The sequence below is a fragment of the Methylophilus sp. DMC14 genome, assembly GCF_056314085.1.
The window spans coordinates 842,231-859,533 of the sequence record NZ_JBQUZA010000001.1; the positions used below are offsets into that span (position 1 = coordinate 842,231).

Sequence of the window (17,303 nt, forward strand, 5' to 3'; positions counted from 1 at the left end):
ATTAATTTATTTCAATGAATAATCGTATTTCATAATAAAAAGCACAAGTTGTCGTACGTTTTCAAGGAAGGAGCCATAGATGGCAACCCTGAATATTAATGGCACCACCCACCAAGTGGATGCACCCGCAGATATGCCTCTTCTTTGGGTGATCAGAGACATCATAGGCTTGACCGGAACCAAGTTTGGATGTGGCATTGCGCAGTGTGGCGCGTGTACGGTGCATGTGGATGGGCAGGCAACGCGTTCCTGTGTATTGCCCATTTCGGCCGTTGGCGGCAAGAAGATTACGACCATAGAAGCGATTGGGGAAACCTCAGCAGGTCAGGCCGTGCAAAAGGCCTGGCTAGATCTGGAGGTGATGCAGTGTGGTTATTGTCAGTCGGGCCAGATCATGTCTGCCTGTGCGCTGCTTGACCAGCAGCCTCACCCGAATGACGCGCAAATTGATGCCGCCATGGCCGGTAATATTTGCCGCTGCGGCACTTATCCACGTATACGCGCAGCTATCAAGGTGGCTGCTAAGGAAGGGGTCTAGTTATGTCACAAGGGCTTATCCAGGGCTTGGCCGACAAATATACGGTTTCTAATCCTCCGCGACGTGATTTTCTTAAAATTGCCGCGACGGTGAGTGCGACGACTGCAGGCGGGATGCTGCTGAGTATCAGTTTGCCTGCATTGAGCCAAAGCAAGCAAACCCAACCGTACAGCGAGCTGGAAACCGGTAAGGATGTGCTCGCCCCGAATGGATTTATCAAAATTGATACCAAGGGTGAGGTCACCATGATCATGCCCAAGGTGGAAATGGGGCAGGGGGTTTATACGTCTATTCCCATGTTGTTAGCAGAAGAGTTGGAGGTTGATCTCCCCTCTGTGAAACTGGAACATGCCCCCCCGAATGAAAAGCTGTATGCCGATGCGTTGCTCGGAGCGCAGGTGACGGGCGGTTCAACTTCCATCCGTGCCTTGTGGGAGCCCATGCGTCAGGCCGGTGCTGTGTGCCGGTCATTGCTGATTGCTGCGGCTGCACAGCAATGGAAAGTGGCCGAATCTGCCTGTTATGCAAAATCTGGTGTGGTTTACCACGATGCCTCCGGACGAACACTGCGTTACGGGGAGTTGGTCAAAGTGGCCAGCACCTTGCCTGTACCCAAGCAAGTCTCTCTCAAAGACCCTAAAGACTTTAAACTCATTGGCACTGCTGCCAAGCGATTAGATACGCCTGATAAAGTAAATGGCCAGGCGAAGTTTGGTATTGATGCACACCCTGACAATGTGAAGTTTGCAGTGATCGCTACCAGTCCTGTGTTCGGCGGGACGCTGGCCAGTGTAGATGATAGCCGCGCCTTGAAAATGCCCGGTGTGCTGCAAGTGGTCAAAGTGGATAATGCGGTTGCCGTGATAGCCACGAATACTTGGGCCGCCAAGCGCGGCTTGGGCGCACTGGAGATTCAATGGAATGAAGGTAAAAGCACTGCGGTAAAAACCAGTGATTTGGTGAATGATCTGCGTGAGGCATCCAAGAAACCGGGCGCCGTGGCTAAAAAGCAAGGCAATGCCACCAGCGCCTACAAAAAAGCGGATAAAACGCTGACTGTGGAGTATGAGCAACCCTTTTTAGCACATGCAACGATGGAGCCCATGAATTGCACTGTGGAGGTAAGCGCTTCTGGCTGCGACCTCTGGGTAGGGACGCAAATTCCGACGTTTGCCCAGGGCATGGCCGCCAAAACGCTCAACATTCCGGTTGAAAAAGTCAGGTTGCATAATTTCCTCATCGGCGGTGGTTTTGGCAGACGACTAGAGTTTGATGGGGTCGTGCAGGCGGTCAAAATTGCCAAGCAGGTAAAGGGGCCGGTCAAGGTCATTTGGACGCGGGAAGAGGATATTCAACATGACATGTTCCGCCCCTATTACTTTGACCGTATCTCTGCAGGATTGGATGCTAACGGCAAGCCGGTCGCTTGGTCACACCGTATTGTTGGCTCCTCCATCATGGCCCGCTTTGCGCCCCCGTTAGTCAAAAACGGGGTAGACCCGGATGCGGTGGAAGTGTCGGCAGAGCCTCCGTATGATTTGCCGAATCTGTATGTGGATTATGTACGGGTAGAGCCGCGGGATGTACCCACCGCGTTTTGGCGGGGGGTTGGTCCCACACGCGGTACTTTTGTCGTCGAGAGTTTTATCGATGAACTGGCGCATTTGGCGAAAGTGGATCCGGTGAAATACCGTTTGGATCTGCTCGGTAAAACGCCTAGATTGAAAAATGCCTTGCAACTTGCGGTGAGCAAGAGTGATTGGGGCAAGCCATTAGCAAAAGGCCAAGGGCGCGGCGTCTCTGTGATGCATGCTTTTGGCAGTTTCTTGGCCATGGTGGTCGATGTCACCGTGAATGATCAGGGAGAGGTTAAAGTCGACCGCGTCGTGTCTGCTGTCGATTGTGGCATGACCGTGAATCCAGATACCGTGATTGCGCAAATTCAAGGGGGCGTTATTTTTGGCCTGACGGCCGTGCTATACAACGAAATTACCATTGAGCATGGTCGTGTACAGCAAACTAACTTTAATGATTACCGTATGCTGCGTATTAATGAAGCACCGGCTATTGACGTCCACCTGATTAAAAGCGCTGAGGCGCCGGGGGGGATTGGTGAACCTGGTACTGCAGCGATTGGCGCTGCGTTGGCAAATGCCGTGTTCTCAGCGACTGGCAAACGTATTCGCAAGCTACCTATCGGACATCAACTAAAAGCATAAGGAGTCACCATGAACATGGCCTCAGGTTTGATGAAAATAGGTTTCGCAGCCTTTACCTTTACATTTTCGTTGAGTGTGTTTGCCGTCAATCCGGCAGAGATCAAAAAAGGGGAGTATCTTGCGCGAGTAGGCGATTGCATCTCTTGTCACACCGCGCCACATGGCAAAGCCTTTGCTGGCGGGCTGCCCATGCTGACGCCAGTGGGCGCGATTTATACGACGAACATTACGCCTGATGCTGAGACAGGTATCGGCAAATATACCGAGTCCGACTTTGCCAAAGCACTACGGCGAGGGGTGGCAAAAGATGGTCATCATCTTTATCCGGCCATGCCATATCCTTCTTATGCCAAAGTCAGTGATGCCGACATTCACGCCCTCTATGTATATTTCATGCACGGCGTGAAACCGGTGCGCCAAGCAAACCGGGCGAATGAGATTCCTTGGCCACTGAATTACAGGTTTCCTTTGGCCATTTGGAATAGCCTGTTTTTAGATAAGCATGGTTACCAAGCGGATGCATCAAAAGATGCCAGCTGGAATCGTGGCGCTTATTTGGTTCAGGGGCTTGGGCATTGTGGTGCTTGCCACACGCCACGCGGATTTGCCTATCAGGAAAAAGGGCTGACGCATGCCTCGGATCAATTTTTAAGCGGAGAAACCCTGGAAGGATGGTCTGCCACCAACTTGCGTGGGGACCATAATACCGGATTAGGCAGATGGTCTGAGGCAGATATCCTTGTATATCTCAAATCTGGTGCTAATCAGCATAGCTCTGCTTTCGGCACCATGACTACGGTCATTAACAACAGTACTGAAGGCATGACTATCCAGGATTTAACGGGCATCGCTAGCTACTTGAAAACAATCAAAGGGACAAACGATAAAGGTCAAACGACGTATAAATACAATGCTGGTGCGACATTGGCTCAGTTCAAATCATTGACAACCTATCCTGGCGCCCGGCTTTATCAGCAATATTGTGCAGCGTGTCATGGACAAGAGGGTAAAGGGGTTGCCCCTTATTTATCACCGCTTGCGGGTAACCCGGCTGTGATGGATCCAGACCCCTCCTCACTCATTAATGTCATTTTGAATGGCTCGCCTCAACTCAAACCGCAAGGGGTGGCGGCACCCTTCAATATGCCAAAGTTCAGACATACCTTGAATGATACTGAGGTGGCGCAGTTAGTCAGTTTTATGCAGTCCGCCTGGAATCATAATCTTAAACCGACGAGTGCGAAGGCCGTTGCAGACATTCGAAAACTGCCCGCTTCGGCACATGAGTGACAGTGAAATCTATCCATCGGTAGATTGCCAATCGAGCCTTTTGCCAGAGATAAAAGGCATGATTGTTGCTAAGAAAAATGTGTGTGCGGCTTTTTAATGACAAACATACAGTATTGAATGTCGAGAGGATTGACAACCGTTACAAAGTTTGATGAACTTGTCACCTATTGTTAAGTACCATTATAAAAGGCAAACCTGCTGAAAAGTAGGGACGCAAAGCTTCCGGTCTAAAAGCAGTTGCTGATGACAGCGGGGCTACCATTTACCGCAAGGGTTAATGTATCAAGTTCTTTCAAGTAGTGTGTTGTGTGGGCTGGGCTTATGCCGTCTCGGCAAAGCCTGAGTGCTGTTTCGCCCATTGAGGGTATCCGCCGCTGAGGGCTTTATGATCGACCACTTACTAAAGAGAAATGACTTGCTTGCACTGCGCTGTCGCAGTCGTTTGTGGTGGATTGGCAATGGTCAATTGGATGACAGGCGCGCCTAATGCCACACTTTAAAAACACTCCTCTACAACTGAGACTGGTTGCCAAACTTTTTAAAGGCGAGCTTTTTCAGTTTGCCCAAGACCCGCATCAACTGCGGGTGAAACTGTTACTGGCGATTGCTGCCTGTGCCTCCATCATTCTGGGCGGTGCTTGGAGTGTTTACTATTTATGGCAGGCCAAATGGCTGTTAATGGCCTTTAACTTTTCCCTGGTGATATTGAGCATGCTTGTGGTGACCATGATCAATGCGGGCCGGGATCGCCTGGCGGCCATTTTTATGGCACATGGTTTGGCGCTGATTATTTCTGTGATTTCTGTGTTTGATGTGCCTCTGCACGGTGTGGTTCGCTCGGTGCATATGTACTATCTGCCGATTGCCGCAGGATCATCGCTGGTGTTCCGTAAAGAGGGCATTTATCTGCGCGTGATTTTTCCGTTGCTCATGCTGTTGGGATGTTTGATTTTTGGTTCGTCTGACATTGGCATTACCCAGGCATCTTTGATTGCAAATCCTGAAATTCGGGCGGTTGGGGCATGGATGAATAATCTGGCCGCCTTAGGCGTTTTAGGGATTGCCTTGATTGTGATGCAGTCTGATATTACTTTGCGTAGCGGGCTTTACGCGGATATGCGCGAAGCGCTCGCCAAAGGGCATTTCTGTTTGCATTACCAGCCGCAGGTCGATGCCCAGGGTCATATTTTTGGCGCTGAAGCGTTGCTACGCTGGCAGCATCCTGAGCAGGGCTTGATCCCGCCTGGTGTTTTCATCACTGCCGCGGAAGAAACCGGCCTGATTTTGCCGATTGGTAATTGGGTATTAAAAGAAGCCTGTGCGCAGTTGGTGAAATGGTCTGATCATCCGCATTTGTCCCACTTGAGTATTGCAGTGAATGTGAGCACTTCGCAGCTGCGCCAGCCCGACTTTGTGCAAGAGGTGCAGGAGATTGTAACGCGCAGCGGCGCCAATCCCGGCCAGATTAAACTGGAGCTCACAGAGAGCATGCTGGCAAACGAAGTAGACGATACGATCCAGAAAATGCGCGCATTGCAGGCATTTGGCATGAGTTGGTCGCTGGATGATTTTGGCACCGGATACTCGTCATTAAACTACTTGAAGCACCTGCCATTTGAGCAATTAAAAATTGATCAATCCTTTGTGCGCGACTTGCTGAATAATGAAAGTGACCAGGCGATTGTCGATACGCTGGTGAATCTGGGTAAGCATCTCAAAATGACCCTGATTGCTGAGGGGGTGGAAACGATAGAGCAGCTCGAATACCTGCATAGCAAGGGCTGTATGAAATACCAGGGATATTTTTTTAGCAAACCTTTGACTGTACAGGCCTTTGAACAATTGCCTTCGCCGCTGCTTTCGCCAGTTGCGCACTCAGCGTCAGGCCTGTTCTGACGCGGCAATATCCTCCAAAATGATGCTCGCGCCGCCATGCATGGCCTGGCGGATGATCATGAACAGGAAAATCTCCCAAGACCCGCCTGAGACAGGTTGATTAAACTGACGCCTTTAATTTACGGTGAAAGGGCTGAGATGGCTTTGAATGCTACATTGCTCTGGGGGCGTGCTGGCTTCAGGGCGTGTGTTTGGTTGATTGGCCTGTGGGCAACTCTGCATCTGCCACAGGCGGAAGCGCGCACCGTAAAAAAGGCGGTGCCCTCTTCGGCGCAGCGCGCAGAGCTCAGCCCTAAGCAAGCTATGAGCGAGCATACCGATGACTTGCGGGCATTGATGTTGCAGCTCTATACCGAACATCCGGAGGAATTGGCGAAAAGCACACAGGTCGGGCCGCGCGAAATGACGGAATGGGTGTTTGAGGGCAAGGCCAACTGGAAATTTGAGGCGATCCGCCGCTTGCAGGGCATGGCCGCGATAGACCTGGCATTCGATGAGACGTTTGGCGGTGACCGCATTCTGGCCTTGGTGGTGGGGATAGAAACCTTGCTGTTTGAAGGCTATGGCAGCCAAAATGAGTTTGAAATCCCGCCCCAACGCGATCCCCAAAAACTGCAGCAGTTGCAGCAACAGCTTAAGGATTTGCAGGCACGCCTGCAGCGTGCACCGCTGCCGTCTTTGCTAGAACAACCTGCCGTGCGCCAGCCCATCAAGGCCACACTCAAGCAGCTGTTGCAACGCTTGAGCGTCTAGCCTAAGGCACCAAACTCAGGTGATGCCCCAAGCGATGCTTTTTGGTCGCCAGATAGTTGGCATTGGCTGGATTACTTGCGATCTCTAACGGCGTCACGGCCTCCACCATGATGCCCAGCCGGGTGAGGGCGCGCGACTTATCAGGGTTGTTACTCAGTAACTCAATCGACTTCACCTCAAAATGCTGCAACATACTGGCGGCATCATCATATGCTCGCTGGTCTACAGGCAGGCCCAGGGCGAGGTTTGCCGCCACCGTATCCAAGCCGGTGTCTTGCAAATCATAGGCCTGCACCTTGTTGCTGATGCCGATGCCGCGCCCTTCATGTCCGCGCAGATACAGAATAATGCCATTGCCACGCGCCTGAATCAGTTGCTGCGAGCGTTTGAACTGTTCGCCGCAATCGCAGCGCTTTGAGCCAAACACATCCCCGGTCAGGCATTCAGAGTGCACGCGGGTCAGCACTCTGGCTTGACCGCTGACCTCGCCGAGCACCAGTGCGATCTGCTCCTGTCCGCTGTGAATATCAACAAACGCGTGTAAACGGTACTGCCCATATTCTGTCGGTAAGTGAGCACTGGCTTTCCAGCGCAGGATGCCGCTTTCGATGGCTGCTGTTTGCACAGAGGCAAGCTTATTTAAGCGCATTGATCGCTCCCATTTTAATCAGCTTGGCGCGCAACACATTGCGGCTCAAGCCCAGCAGCTTGGCGGTTTGCACCTGATTATGGTGGCAATGCTGATAGGCGGCACGTACCAGCGTGTCTTCCACATAGTCATAAAGCTGCGCTTTGCCCGTTTCAAACAACTGCTGTAGCGACGCTTCCAGCGAGTCAGTATCTGCTTCGCTGGGCAAGGCCTGCAGTGTCGCTTTGGGTCGGTGTAGCGAGATCGAGGACAAATGTAAATCCTCACTGCGCACCACATTGTTGCGGCAAATCAGCAAGGAGTGATGAATTACATTTTCGAGTTCGCGGATATTACCTGGCCAACTATGCTGCAGTAATTTTTGCTTGGCCGAGTCATCGAGGCGGATGGTGGCGTAGCCCAACCGCCGTGTATATTCGCCAACAAAATAATCTGCCAGTGGCAAAATATCGCCGGGCCGGTTGCGCAGGGTTGGCAGCTCCAGGTGCGCAACGCGTAAACGGTAGAATAAATCCTCCCTGAAGTTACCAGCCAGCACGGCCTCTTCCAGGCGTACGTTGGTCGCTGCAATCAGCCGCACATCAATCGGGGTTGGTTTGCGCGCGCCTAGCCGTACCACTTCCCGCTCTTGTAGTACACGTAACAGCTTCACCTGGAGACTCAGCGGCAAATCACCGATCTCATCCAGAAACAGCGTGCCGCCATTCGCCTCTTCAAACCAGCCGGCTTTGGCGGTGACTGCCCCGGTAAACGCGCCTTTTTCATGGCCGAACAATTCACTTTCGACCAGTGTTTCCGAGAACGCCCCGCAATTCACCGCGACAAATGGTTTAGATTTACGGTAGCTCAAGGCATGCACATGGCGGGCAATCAGCTCCTTGCCCGTGCCAGTTTCGCCGATGATCAAGACATTGGCGTCACTGGGGGCAATTTGCTTGATGCGATTAAGCAAGGCGATCGACTTCGGATCTTCAAACACCTGCGCGGTCGCTCGAATCGATGTCGACATGGCCCGCGAGTTCGGCATGGTTAACAGACGCTGTTGCTCAAACTGCGTGTCGTGTTCAGTCGTATAAAAATCGTTTGCTAATAGATTTGCCATCGTGAGGATCTCACTGTCTTTCCATAGAGTTAAGCCCAGATACAGTAATCCAGGCTGCAATTTCGTGCCAATAAGTAATGGCGCTATTCATATTCTTTAAAGTTATAAATAAATCTCTCATTAGAAATAATGATTTAATTACCCGTCTGAATTAGCAGAATGCATGCCAATCAGGCCGAGGTCGTGCTACCGCAGGCATGAGATGACGGGTTAAAACAATAAATGCCATCAAATCATGGGGTTAAGAAAAGGAGGACTTGTGGTTGCTTATTGCTGCGTGAGGTATGCAAATGGCACTGCTCTACATCCGCCTGCTGAAATCGATGCAGGGTGCTGCAAACGCAGCAGCACTGCTGAACAAGTTGCTGATTTTGCAGCAATCAAAAAAATAATTTTTTTAAGTGATTGAATTAAAAGTCTTTTATTTGTGGCATGGACTTTGCACTTTTCAAGTTGTTATTTCTTTTGAATGGGTTGTAAAGGGTAGTCGATGCAAATATTCTGGTTTTTACCCACGCATGGCGATCAACGGTATCTTGGCAGCAGCCAGGACGCCAGACCGGCCACGTTTTCTTATCTGAAACAGATTGCCCAGGCGGCTGACCGGCTGGGCTATGGCGGTGTGCTGGTGCCGTCTGGCCGCTCTTGCGAAGATGCCTGGGTCATTTCTTCGGCACTGATCAATGAAACCAGCCAGCTCAAGTTTTTAGTCGCCACACGGCCTGGGTTTATTTCACCGGTGGTGTCGGCGCGCATGGCCTCGACGCTGGACCGTATCTCGGGCGGGCGGCTGCTGATTAATGTGGTGGCGGGCGGTGATCCGGCCGAACAGCAAGCCGAGGGTAGCTTTCTCGATCATGATGCGCGGTATGCGGAGGCTGAGGAGTTCTTGTCTATCTGGCGCTCGGTACTGAGCGAGCAGCGCGTGGATTTTGAAGGCGATTATTTAAGCGTCAAAGGGGCCAGCTTGCCAACCGGTAGCTTGCAGAAACCTTATCCGCCACTGTTTATTGGCGGCGCTTCCGAGGCCGCTATCAAACTCAGTAGCGAGCATATTGATGTGCATTTAACCTGGGGTGAACCGCCTGCCGCCGTGGCCGAAAAAATCAAGGTCATCCGCGCAGCTGCGGCAGCCAAAGGCCGCCATATCCGGTTTGGCATCCGCTTGCATGTGATTGTGCGTGAAACCAGCGAGCAAGCCTGGCAAGCCGCAGACACACTCATTTCGCAAGTCACTGATGACACGATCGCGGCAGCACAGGCTGCAGTGGCCAACTTTGATTCTGTGGCACAAAAACGCATGACGGCTTTGCATCATGGCCGCCGTGACCAGCTCGAAGTCTCGCCTAATTTGTGGGCTGGTGTCGGCCTGGTGCGCGGCGGTGCGGGGACTGCGCTGGTGGGCAATCCGCAAGAAGTGGCTGACCGCATTAAAGAGTATCAGGCGCTGGGCATTGATTATTTTATTTTCTCAGGCTACCCACATCTGGAGGAGGCTTACCGTGTCGCTGAATTATTGTTCCCGCTTTTGCCGCTCCAGCAACAGGCCCCACATGAGGTTAGCATTACGACCAATCTCACCGGCCCGTTTGGCGCAGCCCAATCTGTTAAGCATGCTGCGTAGGGGGGAAGATGACATTGGCTCTGAATTTACGCCCGCCCGCCGCTGAAGCGGAGCATGGCATTTTGTTTCACGGCACACCGCAACAGCGCGCCGATCAACTTTGCGACTATTTGGCACTCACCGCGGTTGAACGCGATGTCGCAGGAGGGACGCCCTATGCGCAGCGGCAGGCGGTAAGGGACAGCGGCTTGCTCAGTTTGTGGCTACCGCAACAGGCCGGGGGCTTGGGCGCCAGCTGGGCGCAGACCTACCGCATCATCCGCCAGATTGCCCGCGTCGACAGCTCAATTGCACAGGTGTTTGCGTTCCAGTTTTTGATGCTGGCTTCCATTCGTTTATATGGCAGCGAGACGCAGTGGCAGCATTATTTCAAGCTCACTGCGCACCAGAACCTGTGGTGGGGCAATGCCCTCAATCCGCTGGACCAGCGTACGGTGGCACGTAAGGTAGACGGTGGCTATGTGTTTCACGGGCAAAAAAGTTTTTGCTCCGGCTCCATGGATTCTGACTTCCTGATCGTGTCTGCCATAGAAGAAGGCAGCGGCAAATTTCTGGTGGCTGCGGTGCCGACCAGTCGCGCAGGGATTACGCTCAAGGGCGACTGGGACAACATCGGCCAGCGCCAGACCGACAGTGGCAGTGCAGAATTTAACCAGCTCAAGGTGGAAGATCATGAGTTACTCATGCAGCCTGGTCCACTCAGTTCGTCGTTTGCCAGTCTGCGTTCGTTGGTGGCCCAGCTGATTTTTACCAATATCTACCTGGGTATTGCCGAAGGGGCGCTGGCCGAGGGCGCCAAATACACCCGTGGCAGCAGCCGGGTCTGGTCTGCTTCGTTGGCAAATAGTGTGTATGAGGATCCTTATACCTTGCTGCATTACGGCGAGTTTTGGGCAGGATTACATGCATCATCGGTGCTGGCCGACCATGCTGCCGAATTGCTCGATGCGGCCTGGCAGCAAGGACTGTCTCTTGATGACGCACAACGCGGAGAAGTGGCGCTGGCGGTGTTTTCGGCCAAAGTGCAGGCGACCCGTGCCGGGCTGGATGTGACCACGCGTATTTTTGAGGTGGCGGGCGCCCGTGCGACCACAGCCAAGCTGCGCATGGACCGTTTCTGGCGGAATTTGCGTGTGTATACCTTGCATGACCCCGTGGATTACAAATTCAAGGAGTTAGGCGAGTGGGCGCTGAATGGGCAGTATCCCACCCCTAGCTTTTACTCATAGGAAACACATGATCCATAGCTAGGCTGGCGAATAACGGCGTTGCACGGTACTCAAAATCCCCATGTACGCCATGTACATTCCGGTTTCTGCGTGTCGTGCGCCTTGGTCTTCATCCCGCTCGCGCATTGCTTAAGTGTTTCCATCACTAAAGAATAGATATGAAACAAAAAATTATTGATTTACGTAACCGTCCTGCGTTTTTGCATGACTTTTTTGGTGCCACGCCCAACACGCCTGCCTATGAGACGGCTAAATGGCTGAATCAGCGCGTGGGTTCGCTGGAGCCCGAGCATTTTCGCCGCTCGTACACTGTTGAGGGCTATCTGCAGGAAATAGACGACGCCGGCATAGACCTCGCAGTGGTGGTCGGCCGTGAAACGCCAGACCTCACCATTGATGATCAGCAAATTGCCGATCTGGTCAAACACAGCGCCAAGCTGGTGGGGTTGGGCTCGGTGGATATTGAAAGTCGCGGTGTAGACAGTACCTTGGCCGCGATTGAAAAAGCCATACACCATTATGGCTTTAAGGCCATCAATATCGAGCCGGGCTTTGGCAAGCCTGCGCGGCGGGTGGATGATCCATTGTTTGACCCAGTGTATGACGCGTGCCAGCAGTATGGCGTGCCGGTGTGCGTGATGTCGGGCCCAACCACGCCGGATCTCGATTATGCGCATCCCAATGCGGTGGCACGGTTGGCGCGCAAATATCCCCAATTGAACATTATTTGTTTTCACGGCTATTACCCGTTTGTGAACGAGATTGTCGGTGCCGCCTTCCGCTACCCCAATCTGTACCTGGTGCCGGATATGTACATTTTCCAGCCCGGCGCCGAGCTGTATGTGCAGGCCGCCAACCAGTTTCTGGGTGACCAGTTACTGTTTGGCACCTCTTATCCGTTCCGCCCCATGAAACAAACTATCGCTGATTTTGCGGCATTGGGCTTTAAGGATGCCGTGCTCGAAAAAGTGTTTTATCAGAATGCGGCCAGGGTGCTGAATCTCAGCCTGGCAGCGTAAGTAAAAGGAATCTGTATGTTAGAAACAACCCAACCATTTGATACCGTTGCAAGCGCCATTCAAGCCATCGCTAACGGCGAGTTTGTTATCGTGGTCGATGATACTGATCGCGAAAACGAAGGCGACCTGATTATCGCCGCCGAAAAAATTACTACTGAAAAAATGGCCTTTCTAGTCAAACACAGTAGCGGCCTGGTTTGCGTCGGTATGCCCGCACAACGTCTGCAAGCCCTGGACTTGCCACAAATGGTGACACACAACGCCGACACGTTCCGCACCGCATTTACCGTGAGCGTGGATTACAAATACGGCACCACCAGTGGCATATCGGCGGCAGACCGTGCCTTGACCCTGCGCAAACTGGCCGACCCCAGCAGCCAGGCCAATGATTTTTACCGCCCCGGCCATATCTTCCCGCTACGCGCTCGCCGTGGTGGCGTGCTCGAGCGGCCCGGCCACACCGAAGCCGCGCATGACCTCGCGGCCATGGCTGGTTTGCAGCCGGTTGGCGTGTTATGCGAAATCGTTAATGACGATGGCAGCATGGCCAGACGCCCCGATTTATTCAAGTTTGCCAGCGTACACGGGCTTAAAATTATCAGCATTGCCGATATGAAAGCCTACCGTGCGCGCGACCTCAACTACGCGCTGCCGGGCTTGCAGTCGATTCCACGCCAGCAAAGCCGATTGCTGGATGCGGCCATGGTCTACAGCGGTTAACTGCGGATACCGGCTAGCCTTGCGCCCAACCTTGTGTTGGGCTTTTTCATGGCCTGGCCGGGGGTATGGCTTGACCGGAGATCAGGTGGCCGCATTGTTTGTGAGCGCCGCAGACGCGTTTTAGGCTTGTCGATTGTCTGGCTTAATATTAAAATGAGAATTATTATCATTTATGTATTAAGCAGTCATGGCAGACTCTTCGCATTTACCGGTCACGCATTGGTATCAGGCGCATCATCATTGGTTGTGTTGCTGGCTGAATAAAAAAGTCGGTTGTACACACCACGCTGCAGACCTGGCCCAGGATACCTTTGTCAAACTGTTGCTAAAACAGGAGGCGTTACAGCATGTCTATACGCCACGTATCTATCTGTTGCAGATTGCCAAAGGCTTGATGATAGACCAATGGCGACGTCAGGCCCTGGAGCAAAGTTACCTCAATGCGCTGAGTCAGGAGGAGCCTGCCTGCATCTCCCAGGAACAGCAGGCCATGATTACCGAAGCCCTGCTGGAAGTGGATGCGATGCTGAGCCGGTTAAACCCCAAGGCCAAAGCCGCATTTTTGCTGGCGCAGATCCACGGCTTTCAATATCAGGAAATTGCAGACAGGCTGGCGGTCTCTGAGCGCATGGTCAAAAAATATATGGCAACCGCCATGATGCATTGCTTGTTGTTGCGCCGGCAATGGCAAGATGAAAGATAGACCTCATGAAGTCATCAGCCGTTAAGGTGGCGATGTCGCCGGTAGAACAGTTGGCGCTGCAGCAAGCGGCAGAATGGTTTGCCGTACTCAGTGATGACGCCCCCGAGGCGTCTGAGCGGCAGGCCTGGCAAGCGTGGCTAACTGCGCACCCAGCCCACCAACGGGCCTGGGCCGAGGTGGAGGCGATTAATGCCGCCTTCTCCAATCTCAATGCTGTGGCAAGCAAGTCGGCCTCGCATCAGGCCTTGTTGCATTCCAGTGGGCGCAGGCAGGCGTTAAAAATGCTCGGCCTGGCGGGCGTCACTTACTTGGGCGTGAGCCTGTTGCATCGCTACAGCCCCTGGCAAGATTGGCTGACGACGCTCACTGCCAGCGCCATCACCTACCGTACGCCAGCCGGCAGAACGCATCGCGTGCTATTGGCGGACCAAGGCAAACTCTGGCTCAATACCGACACCCAGGTGCGCGTCGCCTTTGGCTGGATGTTGCGGCGCATCACGCTGGAATACGGCGAGATACTGCTGCAATCTGGCCATGACCCGCAAGCGCGGCCCTTGGTCGTTGATACGCAGCATGGGCGCTTGACTGCCCTGGGGACGCGTTTTACCGTCTGCCAGGAGGACACGCGTAGCTTGCTCGCCGTGTATGAGGGGCGGGTGGCGATTACGCCATCACAAGGCACCGCCATCACGTTGAGTGCCGGTCAGCAGGCCTACTTTGACCAGTATAGCGTCGGTGCAATACAGGCCGCGCTTCCTGCCCGTGAAGCCTGGACCCGTGGCATCCTGATTGCGGACAATCAATCGCTCAAAGACTTTATTGCCGAGCTGGCACGCTATCATTCAACCAGGCTATCGGTGGCCCCCGATATTGCCCATTTACGCTTGATGGGCGCATACCCGTTTGCCAACGTGCCGCTGGTGCTGCAGGAAATTACCCATAGTTTGGGCATTCGCCAGCACACCGACGCGCAAGGCAATATTCAATTGCTCCCTGCTTCTTGAGCGCCTGTGATTGTGCTTGATATCAGGCGCGAGTGAAGGTCTTGTATTTTTTTGCGCTGGAGGTTCCCTTTTTAACGGGCTGTTTCGGTTTAGAGATAACAACACGTTATTTTTAACCTAACAGGGAGCTTGAATGAAATCGCATCACACTTTGCCGCTTGCGCGGCATGTCCGGGCGGCGTTACTGACACTGATGATCAGCAGCCTCACACCCATACCGGTATTGCATGCTGCTGAAAAAGAGGCGGTGGCACAGGAATACCAGATTCCTGCCGGACCATTGAGTCAGGTATTAAGCCGATTTGCCGCTGAAGCCGGCATTCTGCTGTCAGCCAATGCTGCGCTGGCAGATGGTAAAACTAGCACAGGGTTGCATGGCAAGTTTACTGTGCAGCAGGCGCTGGACACCTTACTCAAAGGCTCGGGTCTGGAAGTTGAGCATCGCGGGGATCACCGTTATGCCATTCTCCCGCAGTCGGCCAAGGCGAGTACTTTGCCCGAGGTGCAAGTGACAGCCGCGGCCAATAAGGAAACGGCCTGGAGCCCAATTAAAGGCTATATTGCCGAGCAATCAGCCACGGGGACCAAAACCGATACGTCGGTGATGGAAACGCCGCAGTCGGTCTCGGTGGTGACGAAAGATTTTATTCAGGCCATTGGCGCACAAAGCCTGCGTGAAGGCATGGCCTATACACCGGGTGTGAATGTGGCGCCTTACGGCCCGGATTCCCGCTATGACTGGATTGCCTTGCGTGGCATTGATGCGTATTCACCCGGTTTTTATCAAGATAGCTTGCCGTGGCGCAATGCCGGCACGTTTGCGACCGGCAGAATCGAAAATTATGGCATAGAGCGCCTTGAAATCCTGCGCGGGCCGGCCTCGGTGCTGTATGGGCAAAGTACCGCAGGCGGCTTGATCAATGTGGTCAGCAAACGTCCCACCGCGACTCCGCTCAAAGAAATCCAGATGCAACTGGGGAATTATTCGCGTGAGCAGCTCGCCGGTGATTTTTCGGGGCCGCTTAATGAAGACGGCACCGTGTTGTACCGCATTACCGGCTTAGTGCGCGACGCCGACTTGCCGCGTCAAGGCATGAAGGATGACCGGGTGTTTATTGCGCCGTCAATTACCTTTCTGCCTTCAGATAAAACCAGTTTGACCGTCTTGTCGCAGTATATGAACTCGGATGGCGGAATCTTTGCCGGGGCCTTGCCAGAACAGGGTACGCTGCTGCGCACGCCATCGGGAGAAAAGTTGCCTTACAAGACCTTTGTCGGCGATAGAAAATTTAACCGCTTTGAGCAGAAGCAATGGTATGTCGGCTATCTGTTTGAGCATAGCTTCAATGACCAGTGGACCTTTAGGCAGAATGCTCGCTACAGCGAGGTAGATTTGTCGTATTGGCAGGTGTTTGGACTGGGTTATAACCAGGTTAATCCTGCAGCTCCAGCTGACCCAGACAATTATCGCTATATCAGCCGCCAGATGAACGGTAGCCCTGACCACATCAAAGCCTTCACCATCGACAATCAGCTGCAATGGCGGGTTCAGGTGGGGGATTGGCAGCATACCTTGCTGGCGGGCCTGGATTACCAAAAGGTCAGGGACCGCAATCAATTCTATTCTGGCAGTGCCCCAGACCTGGATTTGTTGGCCCCGGAGACTGCACAGAATATCCCTGTGGGCAGTCCTGATACGGATAGCAAGATCAAACTGGCGCAAACCGGTTTTTATCTGCAAGACCAGATCAAATGGGGCTCGCATTGGATTGCGACCTTGGGTGGCCGCTACGACGATGCCACCACTGAGAATGCAGAGCGTATTGCAGGCACGGATGATCGCTACAATGATCATAAGTTTACTAGCCGCGCTGGCTTGCTCTATTTGGCAGACAATGGCCTCGCGCCTTATTTCAGCTATTCAGAATCTTTTATCCCCACCACGACGATCAACCCGCAAACAGGCAAAGGCTTTAAACCCGAAACCGGCAAGCAGTATGAGTTCGGTGTGCGCTACCAGCCGCCGGGCAGCAAAAACAGGTACAGTGCGGCATGGTTTGAGTTGGAACGTAACAATATTATTAGTTACGACCCCAACTTTAGCCCCCGGCAAACTGGGCAGATGCAGGTGCGTGGACTGGAGCTCGAAATACAAACACAGCCGATTGAACATATGAACCTGATTACGGCCTATACGTATACGCCCAAGGTTGAAATCACCGCCAGCAGCAACCCGCAACAGATAGGCACGCCTTTACTGGCCACGCCGGAAAACTCGCTCGCCGTGTGGAGTGATTACCGCTTTAATAATGGGTTAAAAGTGGGCTTGGGTGCACGCTATAACGGCTCTACCCGTGGCAATTTTGATTCTGCATCCGAGCGGATTCCATCATATACCTTATGGGATGCCTTGGTCGGGTATGATCTTCAGCACTGGACGCTGGCATTCAATGCGCGCAACCTCACCAACAAAGAATATATCGCCAATTGCGCTTCTGGCAGTTGCTACTATGGCGAGCCACGGCGTGCCATGCTGACAGCGACCTATCGCTGGTAA

14 protein-coding genes and 1 riboswitch are annotated in these 17,303 nt (G+C 53.1%); of the genes, 12 read left to right on the top strand and 2 right to left on the bottom strand.

Annotation, left to right across the window (positions count from 1 at the left end; translation table 11 throughout):
- Nucleotides 1-79: 79 nt before the first annotated feature.
- The 5 genes from ACT53C_RS04095 to ACT53C_RS04115 all read left to right on the top strand — a co-directional run bounded on the left by ACT53C_RS04095 (nucleotide 80) and on the right by ACT53C_RS04115 (nucleotide 6,696).
- Entirely contained in the window at nucleotides 80-538 is a 459-nt protein-coding gene (locus ACT53C_RS04095) for a (2Fe-2S)-binding protein (RefSeq protein ID WP_476144900.1), read from the top strand.
- A gap of 2 nt (nucleotides 539-540) precedes the next feature.
- A complete protein-coding gene (locus ACT53C_RS04100; RefSeq protein WP_476144901.1) occupies nucleotides 541-2,757 on the top strand; it encodes a xanthine dehydrogenase family protein molybdopterin-binding subunit in 2,217 nt (738 codons plus the stop codon).
- Nucleotides 2,758-2,766: 9 nt separating this feature from the next.
- Nucleotides 2,767-4,047, top strand: a complete 1,281-nt coding sequence (locus tag ACT53C_RS04105; protein WP_476144902.1) for a c-type cytochrome — start codon at nucleotides 2,767-2,769, stop codon at nucleotides 4,045-4,047.
- A gap of 178 nt (nucleotides 4,048-4,225) precedes the next feature.
- Nucleotides 4,226-4,310, top strand: a riboswitch (cyclic di-GMP riboswitch).
- A gap of 223 nt (nucleotides 4,311-4,533) precedes the next feature.
- Nucleotides 4,534-5,943, top strand: a complete 1,410-nt coding sequence (locus ACT53C_RS04110; RefSeq protein WP_476144903.1) for a putative bifunctional diguanylate cyclase/phosphodiesterase — start codon at nucleotides 4,534-4,536, stop codon at nucleotides 5,941-5,943.
- 138 nt (nucleotides 5,944-6,081) lie between these two features.
- Nucleotides 6,082-6,696, top strand: a complete 615-nt coding sequence (locus ACT53C_RS04115) for a hypothetical protein (RefSeq protein WP_476144904.1) — start codon at nucleotides 6,082-6,084, stop codon at nucleotides 6,694-6,696.
- 1 nt (nucleotide 6,697) lies between these two features.
- Here the strand turns inward: ACT53C_RS04115 and ribA are convergent, their stop codons facing one another.
- Both ribA and ACT53C_RS04125 read right to left on the bottom strand, forming a co-directional pair.
- A complete protein-coding gene (ribA, locus tag ACT53C_RS04120) occupies nucleotides 6,698-7,345 on the bottom strand; it encodes a GTP cyclohydrolase II (protein WP_476144906.1) in 648 nt (215 codons plus the stop codon).
- A complete protein-coding gene (locus tag ACT53C_RS04125) occupies nucleotides 7,332-8,372 on the bottom strand; it encodes a sigma-54 interaction domain-containing protein (protein ID WP_228518946.1) in 1,041 nt (346 codons plus the stop codon). The genes ribA and ACT53C_RS04125 overlap by 14 nt, the downstream gene beginning before the upstream one ends.
- Nucleotides 8,373-8,937: 565 nt before the next feature.
- On the opposite strand from ACT53C_RS04125, the gene ssuD reads away from it, so the two are divergent.
- The 7 genes from ssuD (at nucleotide 8,938) to ACT53C_RS04160 (ending at nucleotide 17,303) form a co-directional block, all read left to right on the top strand.
- Nucleotides 8,938-10,071, top strand: a complete 1,134-nt coding sequence (gene ssuD, locus ACT53C_RS04130) for an FMNH2-dependent alkanesulfonate monooxygenase (RefSeq protein WP_476144907.1) — start codon at nucleotides 8,938-8,940, stop codon at nucleotides 10,069-10,071.
- A gap of 8 nt (nucleotides 10,072-10,079) precedes the next feature.
- Complete coding sequence (locus tag ACT53C_RS04135; protein ID WP_476144908.1) at nucleotides 10,080-11,300, top strand: acyl-CoA dehydrogenase family protein; 1,221 nt, start codon at nucleotides 10,080-10,082, stop codon at nucleotides 11,298-11,300.
- Between the two features lie 158 nt (nucleotides 11,301-11,458).
- Nucleotides 11,459-12,319 carry an amidohydrolase family protein gene (locus tag ACT53C_RS04140; protein WP_476144909.1) on the top strand — a complete coding sequence of 287 codons (861 nt, stop codon included), beginning with the start codon at nucleotides 11,459-11,461 and terminating at the stop codon, nucleotides 12,317-12,319.
- A gap of 15 nt (nucleotides 12,320-12,334) precedes the next feature.
- Nucleotides 12,335-13,039, top strand: a complete 705-nt coding sequence (gene ribB / locus ACT53C_RS04145) for a 3,4-dihydroxy-2-butanone-4-phosphate synthase (RefSeq protein ID WP_476144910.1) — start codon at nucleotides 12,335-12,337, stop codon at nucleotides 13,037-13,039.
- 187 nt (nucleotides 13,040-13,226) lie between these two features.
- Entirely contained in the window at nucleotides 13,227-13,742 is a 516-nt protein-coding gene (locus tag ACT53C_RS04150; protein ID WP_194749546.1) for a sigma-70 family RNA polymerase sigma factor, read from the top strand.
- A 5-nt stretch (nucleotides 13,743-13,747) separates the two neighbouring features.
- A complete protein-coding gene (locus ACT53C_RS04155) occupies nucleotides 13,748-14,746 on the top strand; it encodes a FecR domain-containing protein (protein WP_194749545.1) in 999 nt (332 codons plus the stop codon).
- A 133-nt stretch (nucleotides 14,747-14,879) separates the two neighbouring features.
- Nucleotides 14,880-17,303 (top strand): TonB-dependent siderophore receptor, encoded by a 2,424-nt coding sequence (locus ACT53C_RS04160; protein WP_476144911.1) that lies wholly within the window; start codon nucleotides 14,880-14,882, stop codon nucleotides 17,301-17,303.